This window comes from Kribbella sp. CA-245084 (assembly GCF_050942355.1).
Taxonomy (GTDB): Bacteria; Actinomycetota; Actinomycetes; order Propionibacteriales; family Kribbellaceae; genus Kribbella.
This window is the reverse complement of the sequence record NZ_CP192053.1, coordinates 1,207,285-1,224,862: the sequence shown is the minus strand read 5'-3', so window position 1 is coordinate 1,224,862 and position 17,578 is coordinate 1,207,285. Positions and strand designations below refer to the sequence as shown.

Here is a 17,578-nt window from a genome sequence, read left to right as displayed (position 1 = left end):
AAACTGGAACGGGGCGCGGTGCGGTGGCCATGTGAGGAGTACCGAGCAGCTCTCGGCCTCATCCTCGGCGCAAATGACGACGCCGAGCTGGGATTTCTCGCGCCGCGAGGCCGCCGGCGAACGCCCCGCTAGAGCCACTCGATTCGACCTCTACTGGTCATCGCTGTGCTCCATGAGGTCAATCCACTCGACCACAACACTGCGTCGGTAGCGCACGTGTCGCCCGATGCGGATTCCCTGCGGTCCGTACTTGTGCGTCCGCCAGCGGTAGAGGGTGCGCTTGGGCACCTTCAGGTACGCCGACACCTCGTCAATGTCCCACAACGGATCAGTCGCCTCTGGTGTCGACACGGTTGCCTCCTCCCTCAGGCAGAGGAGCCGTCGAGGCTGTTCTGGACGCTCGGCGTGCGGGCGCTCCACGCCCATACTCCGCCTTGACAACATTCCGGACGTGTCGCACGCTCCAACCGAGAATCTCAGCTGCCGCATCAGCGCTACCGCAGACCTTCGCGAGTTCAGCAGCCTGGGCAGCTGCAGTTCCCTCAGCAGCTCGAACTCGCTCATCGTGCCGCTCCGCCGCGAGTAGCCTCATCTTGATTGCCCGCTCCAGCGCAACCTGCGCTCGGCTCGCACGCGCAGTCGCAGCTTCGATGCGCGCCTGACGTTCGCGCGCCCGCCGCAGGGCCGCAACTCTTGCATTGGTCATCAACCTGGCTCCGTCACAACTCAGGACCCGCAACGGGGCCGTCAACGGTCTGGGGGCGGTTGGCGAGAGTGGCACGGGACAGATCGCGCAGCTCCCCCCGTTGGGGACTCGGCCCGCCGCCTCGAAGATGGCGATCAACTGAACCGATCAAGCGTCGTGCAACGGACACCACACGCGCGCCCGTCCGCTCGATCACCTTCTCCGGCTCACGCTTGTTCACCTGAGCGGCCCAGCCGGCGATGTACCGGAACGAGGATCCGCCGGTCGACCATCCGTGATGAGCCATCAGCAGGTAGGCGACCGACTCTGCATCGATCTCGCGCATCCCGCGGCACATCACGCTCGCAGGCGCAGCCAGCTCATTCGGGGCGTGCATGCGCAGGTGCGCCACCTCGTGGGCAAGCCGAGAAACAGCGGTTACCTCGTCGAGGCCACGTCGGATCACCACAGTTCGCTTCTGGAAATTGGTGAAGCCTTCAAGAGTCGCATCGCCAAGGTTGGTTTCAACGAGCTTGTACCCGGACGAACTGACCTCGTGCGCGAGCGCCCGCCAGAGCTCGCTCGTGGATGCGCCGACGGACGGCGCGGTCGGCTGGGGCAGCATCGGGCCGTCAGTCTGCGAGACGTCCCAGACGGCCGCGACCTTGAATCCGACCAGCCGACCGCCACCGCGCGCTTGCCTGGCACGTTCGAGCTCAAGTTCCGGCTGGCTCGCCTCAATGGTCAGTCGACGGCCGCGCTCCAGGATGACGGGCGCCAGGATTCGGATCTCCCGGTTCTGCTGACTGTTCTGGACGGATCTTCCGAGCTTGTTCCAGATATCGGATCTGGCGACTTGGCTTGCGTACGGCAGCTGGAGTGTGATCAGTACGACGTTCCTGAAGCTGTAGTTGCGAAGAGCAACTGACGCATCGAGCCATTTGACCCACTCGACGCCAGAGCTGTGCTTGCGGATCTCCGAATGCAGTGCGTCGCGCAGATCCTCGGGGGTGACTCTTGGGCGCTCCATCGATCCTCCAGATTGAGTCGGGGAAAGCTCAACGTTCGGGACCGGCTGGATCGCAGATGTTGTCCGAAAACAGGGCGTCGTACGGCGGCGGTGTCCAGCGCCAACGAGACTCGTGCACGATCGGCGGTCCGCTGAAGTGCTCAGGCCCGTACGGGCGCCGCAACGTGGACGTTCCTGCGATGCTCCGCGCTGCGTCAGCGGCGATCGACAGTTGTTTGGTCAGCTCCGCCAGGTCCGCGGTCAGCTGATCGAAGCATGACGCCAGGTTCGTCCTTACCCACGACGGCTGCGGATACTTGAGCCGCCAGGCATCCGGTCGGTTGTGGAATTCACGATCTCGCTTGCCGAGCTGTGGCTTTGGGACGAACAGTTGACCGCGAGCGATCTGCCACGCCACGGTCTTCTGCTGGAGCTCTGCCACCCTGACGGCCGAGTGCATCAGCTCGTCGACCACATCGCGAGCAAGCGCAACCGCTCCTCTGTCGGCGAGAAGCTGTCGTCGATCCTTCAGCCGATTTCCGTCGGACACCCATCTGCGGAGCTCTTGAAGCAACTCGACGAATGCCACCTCGGCTGCCGCGTCGCTGCGCCCACCCATGTCAGAAACGCGAGTCCGCAACGAGTCCATCACACATCGGGTGCTCAAACCCGCTGTCCGCAGAGCCCTCTCCAGTTCTCGGGTCGACTCGGCGCTCGTGGCTGCTTGATTCAAGAGCCCTATGAGATGACAGCTGTAACCGATGACCGTACGCAACTGGGCTGTCGTCGACCGGAGGTCGCGGGCCAGTACGCCGCCTGGAGTTGTCGCGTCATGCGTCGATTGCCAGCGGGCGGCCAGCAGGGCAACCCGCGAGCCGTTGGCGGCAGGTGCGTGCGGCAACGTTGTCGCCAGTCCAAGGAGGGGCCCTATGTCCGACGAACCGGATGTGCGGTGGAACTCGAGCTCCTCGATCACATCGACCAGGTGACTAAGCAACCGCCGGCTCGCTTCAACATCGTGCGTCTCGTGGCTTGCGAGCCTGATGACAGCCGCCCGGGCGGCCAGTCCGGTGATTGAAGCGAGCTCCGATCGAGCCGCCACTAACCACCGGTCTTCGAAGGCCCTGCTGGTGCTTCTGTTCTGCGATGCGAGGAGGTCACCTCCAGCGCCGAGCGATCGAGCGAGTACCGCGAGCGGGCCTGCCGCCCTGCCGCCGTCAACTTTCGTGAAGTCACCCGTCGACAACTCGAGACGCAGCCAACGGAAGTGATGGCGTGCTGCGGTCAGCGCTGCCTGCCAGCCGGTGATCAAGTCTGTTCTGTCGCCACCGGCCAGGTTGTATGCGGCTATCGCGTCTCGTCGCGCGACTCGGAGCAAGTCCTCATACGTCGTACGCATCCTGGACCATCCGGACGTCCGCGGCTGCCGACCTCAAAGCATCCGCCAGAGCGAGACGCCAGCTGAGATGGTCGATCGGTACATCGAGCTGGTCGATCTCGCTGGCGGCCTGCTCGTAGAGCTCGGCAGGGTCGCCGTCCAGATCACCGTCGTAGGGCTGGTACGGCTCACCAAGCAACTGGAGAGATCGAAACCGACTGAACGCCGTCATAGCCCATCGCCCACCAGGCGCCTTGGCCTCCGACGCCTCCACAATCGCCTCGGCCTCGACGACCAGCTCGATCACGCGGGTTGGTACTTCCAAGTTGTTCATGGAATTCCTTTCGTCACAGGGGAAGGTGCGCCAGAGCTGCCGCTGCTCGGCAGGCTCGGGCCAAATCTGTGGACAACTCCGCCTCTCACCGGGGCGGCACGAGACGTCGCAGAGGTTCAACGTTCGGGACTGCCCCAAGGCGCGGGCCACCTCTCGCCAGGTGGCGGTCGGCGAACGGGCTGGGCGCGTCCAGGCAGAAACCGTTCACACTTCTTGCATCCGAGGCGTTTCTGTCGCCGAAACGCTTCCAGGCGGTCCGACGTGGGCCCCCAGCGTTGAGCGTTCATGAAGCACACCGTGAGCAGCTCTGAGCGCTGTAAGGACCGAGCGTGCGAGCACTGTGCCGCGTTCTTCATCGCCCGCCGATCCGACCATCGATTCTGCTCGGATCGTTGCCGCCTGCGCCATTGGCGCTTACAAAAGTCGGCGGCCAACGCGGCCTTGCATGAGCGCTACTCAATCGCATCGCACACCCAGACGATCCGGAAGATCCTTCTCGGACTGATCGATGCCGGCCCACGGGCCTCTGTTGCCGAACAGCTTCGGGCGGCCTTCGCCGAGCTGGCGAAACTCGAGCAGGCGAGCGTCCGTCTTCAGCGTCGGAACGACGTACCGCAGACAGGCGATCTGACAGCCGGTGCGCCACCGGAAGATCGCGGCAGCACGTGCTGAGCATCCACCGATTGACGGCTGGCGACGGCTACACATATCTGCTCAAACACGTCGCGACCGGCGACGTGGATCGGCGAATGGCAACACCACTCACTGCGTACTACGCAACATCCGGCTATCCGGCAGGCAGATGGCTAGGGCGCGGGCTAAGTGGCCTTAGCAAGGGTGAGTTGAGCGCTGGAACAGAGGTCACTGAGGAACAGATGGCGGCGCTGTTCGGGCGAGCAGAAGACCCGATCACCGGTGCAACGCTCGGCGAGCCGTACCGTACCTACAAGGCACCGACCGAGAGCGCCGTGGACCAGATACGAGCCCTCGATCCAACCCTGCCGGCAGCATTGCGTGAGCTCGAGATCGAGCAGATACGAAAGACCGCAGCGCGCAAGAAGACGAAGCACGCCGTTGCCGGCTTCGACCTGACGTTCTCCCCGGTCAAGTCAGTCTCGGCGATGTGGGCGACCGCTGACGTGGGCGTGCAGGAACAGATCATCCTGGCACACCACGAGGCGGTCAACGACGTACTCGAGGTCCTGCAGGATCAAGCTGTGTTCACCAGAACCGGCCGCGATGGCGTCTCACAGCTCGACACCCGCGGCGTTGTCGCAACCGCGTTCGACCACTGGGACACCAGAAGCGGCGACCCGCAACTCCACACCCACGTCGTTGTAGCCAATCGCGTCCAGGGAGACGATGGATGTTGGCGCACAATCGATGGCAGGGTTCTGTACGCTGCGGCCGTGGCCTTGTCCGAGGTACACAACACGCTTCTCGCCGACAACCTCAGCCGTCGGCTCGGGGTCACCTGGCAACTCCACGATCGTGGAGAACGCCGATCACCAGGCTTCGAAATCGAGGGGATCCCGGAAGAACTGATCCGCGAGTTCTCCTCACGCACGGAGCAGATCGAGGCGAATCTCGCCACTCTGCTGGAACACCGCGCCGACGATTCCGGTCCACCAGGCCGACGTGAGATGTATGTATTGCGGCAACAAGCGACGCTGATGAACCGGCCGGCGAAACACCTTGCGAAGCCGCTCGCGGACCTCATGCGCAGCTGGCGCGAGCGCGCCGAACGGGTCACACACGAACAGGCCACCGCCATCATCGAAAGGGTTCTCGGTTCAAGAATGGACCGACCACTCACCGCAGGCGATCTGAGCGCGGAGACAATCCACGCGTACGGCGCAACGACAGTTCTGGCACTGCAAACGAAGCGTGCAACCTGGACACGGTGGAACCTCCTGGCGGAAGCGTCCCGCCAGACCCGCCTCCTCCGTCTCTCGACCACCGAAGACCGCATTCAGATGCTCGAGGCAATCGTTCACGACGCGGAACGGCAGTCGATCAGCATCTCTCCGGCCGCGAGCTTCACCACACCGGTACGCCGTGCAGATGGGCAGAGCGTCTTCACCATTCACAACGGCGAGATCTTCACGTCTCCGGTGATCCTAGGAGCCGAGAGCCTGCTCCTTGATCTTGCGTCGAAGCTCGACGCCCCGACCATCTCCGACCGTCGCCTTACGACCTCGAGCCTCAGCGACGACAAGATCCAGGCACTTCTGCGGATCACGCAGAGCGGTCAGACAGTCGAGGCTCTCGTCGGACCGGCAGGCACCGGCAAAACCAGCCTTCTCGCCGCGCTCCGCACGAGCTGGGAAGCGCAGCACGGCGACGGATCCGTCATCGCCCTGGCGCCTTCCTCTGCTGCAGCAACCGTACTGTCGGACACGCTGTCCCTGCCCGCGGACAACCTCGCCAAGTGGATCCACGAGGCCGTCGGCGTCGCAGCCGATCAACGCAACCGCTGGATCACCGAACTCGAACGAGCAGCACAGACAGCTGAGACAACCGGCCGCCGACGACGCCACCGGCGAACCATCGCGGAGCTGGCTCGTGCGTACGCCGACCGCGACCGATGGCACTTCCGCGAAAACCAGCTGGTGATCGTCGACGAGGCGTCAATGGCCGGCACGATGGAACTCGCTACCCTCGCTCGCGAAGCCGACAAGGCCGGCGCAAAGCTCCTCCTCGTCGGGGACGACGCCCAACTCGGCGCCGCAGATGTCGGTGGCGCATTCCGCCTCATCGCCCGCGACACCAACGCGGCCGAGCTCAGCGACGTCTGGCGTTTCTCCAACCAGTGGGAACGTGAAGCCAGCCTGGAGCTCCGCGAGGGGCACCCACGAGTCATCGATCTCTACGACGATCACGATCGACTGTCACACGGATCACTTGAAGACACGGAGGACGCCGCTTACCTCGCCTGGCAACGTGACACCAATGCTGGCAAGAGCAGTCTCCTGATCGCGGCGGACAACGCCACCGTCGCCCGCCTCAACGCCCGGGCGCGACTCGACCGAGTCACCACCGGAGAGGTCGAACCGGACGGAATCCTCCTCCATGACGGCACCCAGGTCGGCCTCGGCGACCACATCGTCACCCGCCTCAACAACCGCCGCCTCCGCATCGGCCGGCGAGGATTCGTTCAGAACGGCAACCGCTGGACCGTGATTCACCGCTGGGACGACGGGTCCCTTACCGTCCAGAACGACGACCTCCAGACCGTGACTCTGCCGAGAGCGTACGTACGCGAATCAGTCGAACTCGCCTACGCCACAACGGCCCACCGAGCCCAGGGCGCCACCGTCGACACCGCCCACCTCCTGATCACGGACAAGCTCACCCGCGCCCTCATGTACGTCGGCATGACCCGCGGCCGCCACAGCAACTGCGCGTACGTCGCCACGCACACGACGACCGCGGAGATGCACGAACCGAAGTTCCCCCAAACCATGCAGGACATACTCGAGGCCGTCCTCGAACAAGACGGCATCGAGCGCTCAGCCCACGAGACCATGCGCACCGAACTCGACAACGCCACCCGCCTCGACCGCCTCATCCCCATCCACGAACACCTCTGCCAACTAGACGCCCGAGAACGCTACCGCCCCGCCATCACCAATAGCGGACTCGACCCCATCGACCAAGCCGCCCTCCAATCCTCCCCCGCCTTCGGCCCCCTCATCACCGCCCTACGCCGAGCCGAACACCTCGGCCTCGACGTCCCCACCACCCTCCATCAGATCGTCAACCAGTCGTCCCTGACCAACGCCAACGACCTGGCCTCAGTCCTCCATGCCCGCGTCGAACGACTCATCACACGAACCGAACGACGTACGCGCCCGACAGCACCCACGCTCATCGCGGGCCTGGTCACCCCTGCCATCCACGTATCCAACCCCACCTTCAAGGCTGCCCTCAGGGAGATCGAGTCTCAGATCGCCCAACGGGCCGGATGGCTTCTCGAGCACGCCGCATCAGCCAACGAGTCGTGGTACCGGCTGCTCCCCGAGTCCGCGCCAGAAACAAGCGAGCTGCGCAGTCACCTCATCCGCGACATCGCCGCATACCGCGAGCTTTACCGGATCAGCGATACCGATCCCCTCGGCCGAGCGCAAGGGACCACACATGCCCAACAACGCCAACGCGGTCGACTCAGCGGTTTGTTGCAGCAGGTTCTTAACGACGGCCTCTCAAAGGATCCGACAGCTGATGCCAACCCGAGCACCAGCCCAAGATCCTCAACCAAGCCCTGGATCGAGCGCTAACATCTTTGGACCGGTACGGGCGCGGCCCGGCAGGAGCACGAACCTACATCTGCGCCTTCCCGGCAGTCACGGCCTAGCGTGCGAGAGGTTTGACGGTGGTGCTCTCCTCATTTCGGCGGGTCAAGAGTGTGTTCGCGGCTTGGATCGTCCGGCGAGTCGTTGATCCTTCGCCTACGGGTCATGGATGTCGCGATATGCGTCGTACACCCCATGGCGGATGACGCCCGTCGCACTTGTAAGGCGGTGGCGCTCTCCCGCGGCCACCTCCGCAAAGGCGACCTCGGCATGGCAACCATCGTCTGATGCGTCGGCTCATCTCCCCACGCCTTTGCCGTCGCTCTCGGCCGCCACCACGGCGAGCCCCCCTGGCCTCCGCCGCCAAAGACCGCGCACCGACGGCGGACGAGCCGTTCGTCCACTAGGAGGTCAGCGAGGCGGGCCGCCATGCTCCCCAGCCACTAGCTTCGCCAACGTCCGAGAGATTTCCGCAGCCGCACGAGGCAACCATCGTATTCGTTCACGTGAGCCTCAAGATCGCGGCGGTCGTCGTCTTGCACCTGCCGAATCTCGCGTAGCGAGTAAGACCTGGCCCAGATGACTCGACCCTTCCGAATCCAGTAGTGAGAGCGGCAGGGGATAGACCAGTTGCCCACTGAAGGGTTGAGCGAGATCTGCTCGCCGTCGTACGTGATCGACCACTGCGCCGGTGAGAGTGGTGTGATGACCTCCTCACTGCAGCCGCAGCAGCACAAGTGGCCGCAGGTGCGGAACTCGACCGAGATGTAGAGGACACCTTCCTTCAGGGGTTGGGGAAGGCTTTCGACAAACTCAGGTACGAGATGAGTCGTTCCCTTCATGGTTGCTGGTCTTCGTTGGCGATCGCGTTGGTTGCTACCGAGTACGTCGAGAACCCTTGGCGGGTCAGGTCGGCGAAGCAGCCCAGGTGACGCTTCCATCGGACGATGGCGAGCTGGGCGTTCAGGGCGTTCAGGTCGGCCGTCTGGATGTTGCGACCGTAGTCGTCCTCGTGGAGGTCCGCAGCTGGGAGCCTGCCGTTGGCGTGTGCATGATCTCGCCAGTTAGGCGGGCTGGTCGTGGCGCGCAGCAGCCCGGTAAGACGGCCGTCAACCTCCTCGATCCCCATGCCTACGTCGATGAACGGAAGGCCGCGCTCCTCGAGCCAGGCGATGATCGGTGCCTTGCTCAACGGATCGTCGGAGGCGAGGAAACGAATGTCGTCCCGGCCAGAATCTCGAGGTTGTCGTCGTCCAGGTACGTCGGCTCGGCCGCGGATGGTCTTGTGCCTGGGGGAGTAGATCGCCTGGAAGTACTCGGCCTTGGTGGGCCGCTCCCTGAGCTGCTGGAGGGTGGGAGCGCCAGGGGCTCGGAAGACGTGGTTCTCGAACACGTCGCCGTCGACCAGCAGGATGTCCGCGACGGGAGTCTTGGCCACCTGGTCGAGGATGTAGCTGCTGGTGCCGCCGAGCCGCGGCTCTGAGGCTCAATGGGTAAGCGACGGAACGTCCGTGACCGGCAATTGCGCCGATGGATCCTGCGGACGATGGTCGTGGAACGCCGCAACGGAGTCCGGCCGGCCGGCTATGACCCGCGTCACTTCGGCCACATCCTCCCTTGGTGCGTAGAGGCGCACCTGCTCCGAGGGCCTATCACCCCGCGAATGTCGCCGCAGATACCGCCAAGACGAGTGGCGGATAGCTCAACCTCGCATGCCTCGATGACGATCGGAGTCAGCCTGCCGACGTGGGCGTCGTTCCTCCGGCCCGAACCGCGAATAAAGTGCGAGTCTCGGGAGCAGCACACACCTTAAACATACGCCTCGATCTCGTTCCAGGCGGCACCAACTGAGCCCTGAGTGCTGATTAGCGCGAGCGTAACCGACGGCTGGTTAGGCGTCGCGCCGGACGTGCGCGCACCCGCGGCAGAGAGTCTGTTATTGCATGGAGGGCCTTCGTCGGTGATGTTGTGGCCGGCTGAGGAGAGTGGTCCGGCGAGCGCCGGTGGTGGTAAATAGGGAGGTCCGCCGGGTGGCTTCCAGTTGCGATCGCATCGGCGCCGAATGCCTCTTTGAGCAGCTAGTCAACACTGACGCCAGCAGGCCTACCGATGTTAGGCTCCGTTCGAGTCCAGCAGGGGGAGACAAAGTTGAGCTCAGATCCTTTCAGTGCATCCGCATCTGCATTGGGATACTTGTACCAGTGCAAGTACGCTCTCGTAGCCTGTCTGGAGCGGATGGACGGTGCGCCGCTGCTCATCGAGATCGAGTCGCTGGATGACGTCACGTTTCCCCAGAGCAGTGGTCCGTTGGAGCTACTTCAACTCAAGCACCACCAAGGCGAACGGCCTGTAGACCTGACGACTGCCAGCGTGGACGTGTGGAGTTCGCTGCGCGTCTGGTGCACGAGGCTGTCCGACGGTGACCTGACCGATGACGCGTATCTATTCCTTATTACCACGGCGGGATGCGCCGACGACTCCGCACCGGCATTGCTTGGTGTCTCGGATCGCGATGTTGAAAAGGCCGAAACGCTGTTATTCAGCTATGCGCAGGCCAGCGAAGCTAAAACGACTCGACTCGCTCGGGTGGCATTTTGTGGTCTGAGCCGTGCTCAGCGCCTCAACCTGCTCGACCGAGTGCGTGTGATTGCCGATGCTCCCGAGATTGACGCGTTGGATGATCGGCTGAATCAGATTCTCCGCTTCGCCCGGCCGAGCAAGGTCAATTACGTCCGCGAACGAATGGTCGAATGGTGGTACGCGCGGAGTGCCCAACACCTCAGTAAGAAGACGCCCGGACCCATCAACTCAGCTGAGATCGATCTGAAGATCGAGGCGCTCAGCGATGCGCTTAGTTCGGACAATCTTCCCATCGACGTGCCGGAACCGCTCGAAGACGAGCTCGGTGTGGTCGGAGGCAACATGTTCGCTCGTCAACTGAGCCTCCTGCCAGTCTCGAGCGCACGGGTACTGCAGGCGGCCAAGGACTACATGCAGGCATTCACGCAGCGGTCACGATGGCTCGGTTCGGAGTTGCTGACCGTTGGCGACCTAGCCGAGTACGAGTCGGAACTGGTGGCTGAATGGCGGCGACGCTTCAACGTCATGTCCGACGAACTCGGACCAACAGCTGCCGAGGAGGAGATGCGTCGCGAGGCCAAGCTGCTTTACAGGTGGATCGAACTTGAGGCTCACTTTCCGATCCGCCCGCGCTGCACTGCAGCGTTCGTCACCAGGGGCTCGTTTCATATCCTCAGCGATCAGATGCGCGTCGGCTGGCACCCGGCCTTCATGAGTATCCTTTCGGACGCCATCGAGGAGAGCACAGCATGACGGCCCTCGCCAGCTGGGAGGAACGGGTTCGCGAGGAAGCAAACCTCTTCAATCCTTACTTTCTCGCCATCGTTGTCAGGCAAGTGGCTCGAGCATACGAAACGGCGCGCGGTGAGGCATTGCCTTGGCCGTTCCCGTTCCTGTGTGTGCCGCTGCTGCTACATGAGCAGTCCCGCGAACAGCTGCCTTACAACTCACGAACCGATCTGGTCGTCTGGTTGACGGAGCACCCGGACATTCGGTTTCTTACGCCTGGGCGTGTGAGGCTGCTGCGCCCGCACGTTCGAGAGGCGCTCTTAGTTGGGGTAAGGGAGGGGATCCTGACCCTGGGTCGTCCCGCGCTGGCAATCAGCCACGGACCGACGCGAATAACACAGGCACGTCTAGACCGAACCGTCGCGACAGCTGGCGAAGTCGTGAAGGAGGCCACCAAACTCGGCCGTTGGCTGGCACGCAACGGTTCCTGGCAGTACCAGCTGACGCTTTGGGGAGTGACGGCGTGACCTTTCAGTTGAGTCGCATCGTCCTGTTCCCGTACGGTGACCGCGACCCGCGAGTCCTGCCTCTCGAGCTCAACGCGCTGAACATCATCACGGGCGACTCCGGCACTGGTAAGTCAGCGATCATCGATATCGTTGACTACTGCTTGGCCAGTGGCGAGTGCCGAGTCGCCGATGGGGTGATTCGCGACAACGTGGCGTGGTACGCCGTGGAGTTGGTCGTGCCTGGTTCGCGCGTCTTCGTTGCCCGCCGAGGCCCTGAGACGGGCTCGCCAGCCTCCAACGACGTGTGCGTTCTATACGACCAAGAGGACCTTCCCGCTGCGGCTTCGCTGGAGCCAGTCACCAACGTCGCGGGTCTGGAGGGGTTGTTAACCGAACTCGCTGGCATCTCGCGTACCGCCGATCCGGACGGACGGTTGGCGCCGACTTACAGCGCCACCATCAGGCACGCTTCTCGGCTGCTATTCCAGAGTCAAAACGAGATCAGCAGCAATACTCTGCTGTTCCATGGCCAGAGCGACGATTTCGTCAAGGCGTCAATCCGCGACACTCTCCCATTCTTCCTCGGAGCGGTAGACGCCGACGACCTCGCCACGGCTCGTCGGATGGCTGACCGGCGCCGTGAGCTGCGTCGCGTCCAGCAGCAGGTCAGGGAGTTGGAGAACCTTGCGGATGTCGAGGGCTCTCGCCTCTCGAGGCTGTTCCTTGAGGGTGTCGATCTGGGCGTCATCGAGCACGTTGCCGCTGAATCTGGCGCGCGCTCGGAGGTCATCGCAGCCCTCCGAGCCGTCACGCTGGAGGAGGTGGGCGAGCGCGAGATTGACGTAGCCGGCGTAACCGACCGAATCGGCGAGCGGCGACGCGCCCTGCGTGAGCAGATGCGGTCTCTGAGGGACGCCTATCAACTTACTCAGGAGCAGTTGACCGAGACCCGCGATTTCTATGACGTGCGATCCAGTTTCGACGCAGCAGCGACCGACCAACTCGAGCGCTTGCGACTCGGTGCCGAGCTGCCAGGCAGCGCAGAAGCTCTCCACGAGTGTCCGCTCTGTTCCTCCGAGCTCGACCAGAACCTGCCGACGCATGCTGACGTCCTCGCGTCGCTGCGCAGTCTCGAGCAGACAGTCGCGGCCTTCTCCCAGGATCCGCCGCAGCTGCGTGCTCTAGCTGAGGACCTCACCGGCCGCGCCAATGATCTGCGACGGCAGATGGTCAATGCTCGAGGGCAGCTCGAGTCTCTCGATCTCGAAGCAGCCCGCCTGCAGGAGAGCTTCGACCAGCGAGATCAGCGAATGCTCTGGTACGGCCGAGTCAGTCTGTTCCTCGAGTCTGTGGCAGAGGAAAGCCAGCTCGTCGACCTCCGCCTGCGGGTGTCGCGCCTGCAGGTCGAGATACAGGAGCTCGAATCAAGGGTTGGCAGCGCAGCGGTCCGCGACAGAATGGCATCAATCGTCTCGCGCCTCTCACAAGCCATGACCGCCTCTGCGGCTCCGCTCAATCTCGAGTGGTCGAACTACCCGATCCGATTCGATGCGCGTGAGCTCACCGTTGTGGTCGACGGGCCTAGCGGACCCATCCCTCTGCGCCGCGTTGGAAGCGGTGAGGCTTGGGTGGCGTATCACATGGTGACCCACCTCGCATTGCACCAGCAGTACGCGAGCGCGGGCCGTCCGGTCCCAAGGATGCTGTTTCTAGACCAGCCAAGTCAGGTGTACTTCCCGCGCGAGTCCGATGCAGCGACAGTCGCACCAGACCGAATCGGAGACATGGCGGCTGCGGAGCGGCTGTTGCGAGTTGCTTACAGCGCCACTCAAGGCGACGCCGGGTTCCAGGTAATCATGACCGAGCACGCCGAGATCGACGAAGACTGGTTTCGCGCCAGTCTCGTCGAGGATTGGCGCGACGGACGCGCTCTCATTCCCCAGGAGTGGCTGTGATGATTACGAACGACTCGGCCAGGGCCTGATTTGGTCATGCGATCGCCCGCCACCAGGTATGGATGGTTAGTCAGCACGCCGTATGGACGCACTGGATCCCTACCAGGTAGACGCGGAGCAAGCCACCGAGAGGCAGGCACAGCGAGCCTTGATCGAGGAGATCGCGGCCGGCTACCGACCCCCGCTGCGATCTGACTGGAGCGACGAGGGAAACCAACCTTCGATGTGACTCCTCTCATCCTGAGAATCGCGAGACCTGCGAGTCTTGCTCGCACTATTCCAAGCCGTGTTGGCTGGGCGGCTCAAGTGGAGCAGCGCACGCGTTCGAGTTGCGGAAGTCGATAATCGGTCGCGGGACGTCGTCGTAATGAATGCTCTCTGGATCGTCCGGATTGGGCCTGACCCTGGCCAACCTCGCAACCAGGAATGGGTTGTGGCCGCAGATCACCTCTCCCGCCCATGGGACGTGCCCCCGCGTGCCGTCCTCGCGGATCACAGGGCAAGTACCAGGCTGCGCAGCGTACGGATTGTGTCCTCGGCGCCTTGCCGCCTCGAGCATCTCCGCGGGCGTGTACTCTCGCTCGGCGTACAGCGTCTCGACAACCCGTTTTACAGAGTCGACGCCCAATTGAGCAGGTAGAACTGCTGCGATCTCCCGATCAACGGCAGCGTGTTGGCCGGCGGATTCCCACCGCACCACCCAGGCGGATATCGGTCTCTGGCGTGAGGTCACGAGTGAATTCTCGTTGAGGCCGCGCCGCAAACCAACGGCCGCTTCGAGCCCTTAGGCGATTCACCTGCGTTGTCCTTGTAACGGAAAGTGCTCGAAAGTGGATACACGGGGCAGGTGAAGCTACGTAGCGTGGCCGGTGGTCACGCTACGGCTGGGGTGGGGGCGATGGGGTACTACGACGACGAACGTGGTTTCAGTCTGTTGACGACGGATTCTCGACGGAGGTGGAGGCAGGCACAGCTCGGGGCGCTCGGCGCCCTGATTGGCTATTGGTCACTGCCGCGTCAACCTCCAGCCTTGGTGTCGCTCCCTACGGGGGCTGGCAAGACAGCAGTGGCAGTTGCCGCCCCACATCTCCTATTGGCTCGGCGGGTGCTGGTCGTCGTACCAAGCCGTGACCTGCGTCGGCAGGCGGTCGAGGCTTTTCGGGGCCAGGCTGTGCTGCGGCGAGTAGGCGCAATGAGCGACGAGTCCAATCCGGCCGTCCTCGAGCTCTCTGGGGTCACTACTGATTGGAGCCGTCTACGCGAGCACGACGTCATCGTCGCACTCCCCAACGCGATCAGCCCGGCGTACTACGAGAACGGATCGATGCCTCCCAAAGACGTGTTCGACCTCGTGATCGTGGACGAGGCGCACCACTCGCCAGCTCCCACTTGGCGTGCGATCCTCGACCACTTCAACGACGCTAACGCACTTCTGCTGACGGCCACGCCGCGACGGCGAGATCGGCAGCAACTGCCCGGTACCGAGCTCTATCACTACCCGGTCAGCCTCGCCTTGGAGAACGGCTTCTACAAACCGGTGGAGCCTCGGATCCTCGCGCTACCAGCCACACCTACGCAGGAAAGCGCCGACCAGCTGATCGCGACGGAGGCGATCCGCCTTGCTGGGGAAGCTGAACATGGGACGAGCTCCATCTTGATCAGGGCTCGGACACGTAGGCGCGCAGCTGCCCTCGCAGAGCTGTATCGAGGCCTCGGCATGGAGGTCGAGACGCTGCACAGCGGCATGGATGAGGTCGTGCGAGAGGATCTGGTGAGGCGGGTTCGGTCCGGGGAGTGCCGCGCAGTGGCAGTCGTCGACATGCTGGGTGAAGGCTTCGATCTTCCGAGACTTCGCATTGCCGCCTATCACGACAAACACAGATCTCTAACTGCGACGGCGCAGTTCCTCGGACGACTTGCACGAGTCGATGACAAATACCCACAGCCGTCAGTCCTGATCGCGGCCCGGGACATCGATGTGCATCCACACCTGCAGGGCGCCGTGCGCGAACTGTACACAGAAGACGTCGACTGGGCTCAAGTTCTTCCCGGACTGATCGATGACGAGATCGCTGAGGCCAGAGCAGACCGAACCTACGTCGCAGGTTTCGCCTCGGCACCTCCAAGCCTGGCCCTGAACGCGATCACGCCACTTTGCAGCGTTGTTCTCTACGAAGTCGACACTCAGTCCGGATACGAACCGCAGATCACGGCCGGTGAGGTGCCGGATGAGCTTGCGGAAGGCCGACGCCTTAGTGGACAGACCATCCTCTACAGCGGGGTCAACCCAAGCAACTCAAGCCTCGTTATCGTGACGACCGCGATGAACAGGCCTCGCTGGCACACTTCGAATCCTGGTCTTGATGCACCGATCTATGACCTTCACGTAGTCACCTGGATACGCTCACCACGTATCGATGAGCCGCATCTCCTGCTCCTCAACAGCGGCGATGGGACGGTCAGAAACCAATTGCGGGCTGCTCTTGGCGCCGAGCCACACGCACGGACTACCGATCCACAACGCCTGCAGGATGCATTCGATGCGCTCGACCGGATCTCTGTCTCGTCAGTCGGCGTTCGCAACACCTATCGCGGTAGCCCTGGCGTTCCGTCGTACACGATGTTCTCGGGAAGTGGCGTCGACCGCGGGCTGCGTGCCGCGGATACCGATCAGCGTGCGCTGGGCCATGCCATCGCACAGGTTGGCTCGGGGCGTGGGGCGTTCTCCGCTGGCGTGGCCACCGGCAAAAGCAAGTACTGGGAGGGCCGCTACCTCTCCTTGCGTAACTATGAGGTCTTCGCGGCCGACCTCGCATCCAGATACTGGCTGCCGACTGCGTCCGCGGCTGGTCGGCTACTGCCCAACGTGACACGAGGCCGACGCCTGACCGCCTTCCCAGAGTCTGACATCGCCGTGATCGAGCACAGTCCGAGCCTCCGAAACATGGATTGGAGGACCGTGGACAGTCGGCCAGTCGATGCGCTTGAGCTCCACGTTGATGTCTCACGACCGCGCACAGTTGAGCATCTCCCGGTGGTCGCGGTCGATCCGATGAATCCAGCCGAACCTGCCTGGGAGGGCTATCAGGACATCGAAGGTAGATTTCATTGCGCGGGTCAGACCTTGGAGGTTCGTCTGGGCTTCTTCGGCTCGCTTCTTCAGTTGGAAGAACTCCTCACCGCGAAGCCGCCGACCATCTTCTTCCTGGACGGCCACACCGCCATCGGACCGGTGTTGTACGAGTCTCGCGGCCAGCGGACGACACTGCCTCCTCTTGCTTACAACTGGCTCAGCTGGGAGGGGGTAGACCTGGAGGCCGAGACAAGGAAGAAGGCGGTGGAGAAGAAGCTCGGCCGGTCGATCCACGAGGAGCTCGAGACGTACCTCCGAAGTGAGCCGAAGCGGGCCAAGCACCGGTGGATTGTCTGCAACGACGGTGCTGGCGAGATCGCCGACTACATCGTCATCGAGGTCGACCCTGGTAGGCAGGTCACCTTGTCGCTCTGGCATGCGAAGGCCGCCGACAACACTAAGCCAGGCGTCCGAGTGAACGACATGCAGACCGTAACTCAACAGGCCGTCAAGAGCCGCGGATACATCACGGACCCAGCGTTCTGGCGGACCGTCGGAGCCCGTCTGGCCGGCCATGACTCACCAAAGATCACCATCGTGGAAGGTAACGAACGTCTGCTTCGAATCCTTTGCGGGCAGGTCTCCGACCATCCGAACTGGGGCTTCGCCCATCGACCACCACCGATCGCTGCCGGTCGAATCGGGATAGCGCAGCCCGGGCTGTCGATCAGCATGCTGCGCAATGCACTCAACGAGAGCGTCCCGACGATCGCCGCCAAGCAGGTCCGTGAGTTCCTGACAGTCCTACACGACGCCGCCTCAACTGTCGCCGAGATCGAGTTGCTGACGAGCGAGTAACGCGCCGCCAGTGTATGCCGGCCTTCGGCCGCCCACACTGACCAAGGAGGCAGGAAGGAGAAAGGAGTTCGACGCCCGTCACGGGCTCTCTGACCCCGGACTATGCCCCCGAAGCGATGAACTTCCGGGGTCAACTCATTCCGGCCTGCGATCGTCGCGAAGGGCGCCTCATT

General features: G+C 63.3%; 13 protein-coding genes. 7 read left to right on the top strand and 6 right to left on the bottom strand.

Translation table 11 applies throughout. The features are described 5' to 3' along the window. Positions 1–150: 150 nt before the first annotated feature. The 4 genes from ACQPYH_RS06115 to ACQPYH_RS06100 all read right to left on the bottom strand — a co-directional run bounded on the left by ACQPYH_RS06115 (position 151) and on the right by ACQPYH_RS06100 (position 3,406). Entirely contained in the window at positions 151–351 is a 201-nt protein-coding gene (locus ACQPYH_RS06115) for a helix-turn-helix transcriptional regulator (RefSeq protein WP_432887815.1), read from the bottom strand. Between the two features lie 368 nt (positions 352–719). Further along, positions 720–1,715 carry a hypothetical protein gene (locus ACQPYH_RS06110; protein WP_432887812.1) on the bottom strand — a complete coding sequence of 332 codons (996 nt, stop codon included), beginning with the start codon at positions 1,713–1,715 and terminating at the stop codon, positions 720–722. A 28-nt stretch (positions 1,716–1,743) separates the two neighbouring features. Beyond that, the gene (locus tag ACQPYH_RS06105) at positions 1,744–2,313 is read right to left on the bottom strand and encodes a hypothetical protein (RefSeq protein ID WP_432887809.1); all 570 of its coding nucleotides are present in this window, start codon (positions 2,311–2,313) and stop codon (positions 1,744–1,746) included. A 763-nt stretch (positions 2,314–3,076) separates the two neighbouring features. Continuing rightward, positions 3,077–3,406, bottom strand: a complete 330-nt coding sequence (locus ACQPYH_RS06100) for a hypothetical protein (RefSeq protein ID WP_432887806.1) — start codon at positions 3,404–3,406, stop codon at positions 3,077–3,079. 285 nt (positions 3,407–3,691) lie between these two features. Here ACQPYH_RS06100 and ACQPYH_RS06095 point away from each other — a divergent pair, with 285 nt between their 5' ends. The 3 genes from ACQPYH_RS06095 (at position 3,692) to ACQPYH_RS06085 (ending at position 7,989) form a co-directional block, all read left to right on the top strand. Beyond that, a complete protein-coding gene (locus ACQPYH_RS06095) occupies positions 3,692–4,078 on the top strand; it encodes a hypothetical protein (RefSeq protein WP_432887803.1) in 387 nt (128 codons plus the stop codon). After that, positions 4,072–7,686 (top strand): MobF family relaxase, encoded by a 3,615-nt coding sequence (mobF, locus tag ACQPYH_RS06090; protein ID WP_432887800.1) that lies wholly within the window; start codon positions 4,072–4,074, stop codon positions 7,684–7,686. The genes ACQPYH_RS06095 and mobF overlap by 7 nt, the downstream gene beginning before the upstream one ends. Positions 7,687–7,866: 180 nt before the next feature. Further along, positions 7,867–7,989, top strand: a complete 123-nt coding sequence (locus ACQPYH_RS06085; protein ID WP_432887797.1) for a hypothetical protein — start codon at positions 7,867–7,869, stop codon at positions 7,987–7,989. A gap of 155 nt (positions 7,990–8,144) precedes the next feature. Here the strand turns inward: ACQPYH_RS06085 and ACQPYH_RS06080 are convergent, their stop codons facing one another. Next, positions 8,145–8,543, bottom strand: a complete 399-nt coding sequence (locus ACQPYH_RS06080) for a DUF6527 family protein (RefSeq protein WP_432887794.1) — start codon at positions 8,541–8,543, stop codon at positions 8,145–8,147. Beyond that, positions 8,540–9,139 carry a hypothetical protein gene (locus ACQPYH_RS06075; RefSeq protein WP_432887791.1) on the bottom strand — a complete coding sequence of 200 codons (600 nt, stop codon included), beginning with the start codon at positions 9,137–9,139 and terminating at the stop codon, positions 8,540–8,542. The genes ACQPYH_RS06080 and ACQPYH_RS06075 overlap by 4 nt, the downstream gene beginning before the upstream one ends. 797 nt (positions 9,140–9,936) lie before the next feature. Here ACQPYH_RS06075 and ACQPYH_RS06070 point away from each other — a divergent pair. The 4 genes from ACQPYH_RS06070 (at position 9,937) to ACQPYH_RS06055 (ending at position 17,405) form a co-directional block, all read left to right on the top strand. Beyond that, entirely contained in the window at positions 9,937–11,034 is a 1,098-nt protein-coding gene (locus ACQPYH_RS06070; RefSeq protein WP_432887788.1) for an ABC-three component system protein, read from the top strand. After that, positions 11,031–11,537: a three component ABC system middle component gene (locus ACQPYH_RS06065; RefSeq protein ID WP_432887785.1), complete on the top strand. Its 507-nt coding sequence runs from the start codon at positions 11,031–11,033 to the stop codon at positions 11,535–11,537. Before ACQPYH_RS06070 ends, ACQPYH_RS06065 begins: the two co-directional genes overlap by 4 nt. Then, positions 11,534–13,474: a DUF3732 domain-containing protein gene (locus tag ACQPYH_RS06060; RefSeq protein WP_432887782.1), complete on the top strand. Its 1,941-nt coding sequence runs from the start codon at positions 11,534–11,536 to the stop codon at positions 13,472–13,474. The genes ACQPYH_RS06065 and ACQPYH_RS06060 overlap by 4 nt, the downstream gene beginning before the upstream one ends. 898 nt (positions 13,475–14,372) lie before the next feature. Continuing rightward, positions 14,373–17,405 carry a DEAD/DEAH box helicase gene (locus tag ACQPYH_RS06055; protein ID WP_432887779.1) on the top strand — a complete coding sequence of 1,011 codons (3,033 nt, stop codon included), beginning with the start codon at positions 14,373–14,375 and terminating at the stop codon, positions 17,403–17,405. Positions 17,406–17,578 lie beyond the last annotated feature (173 nt).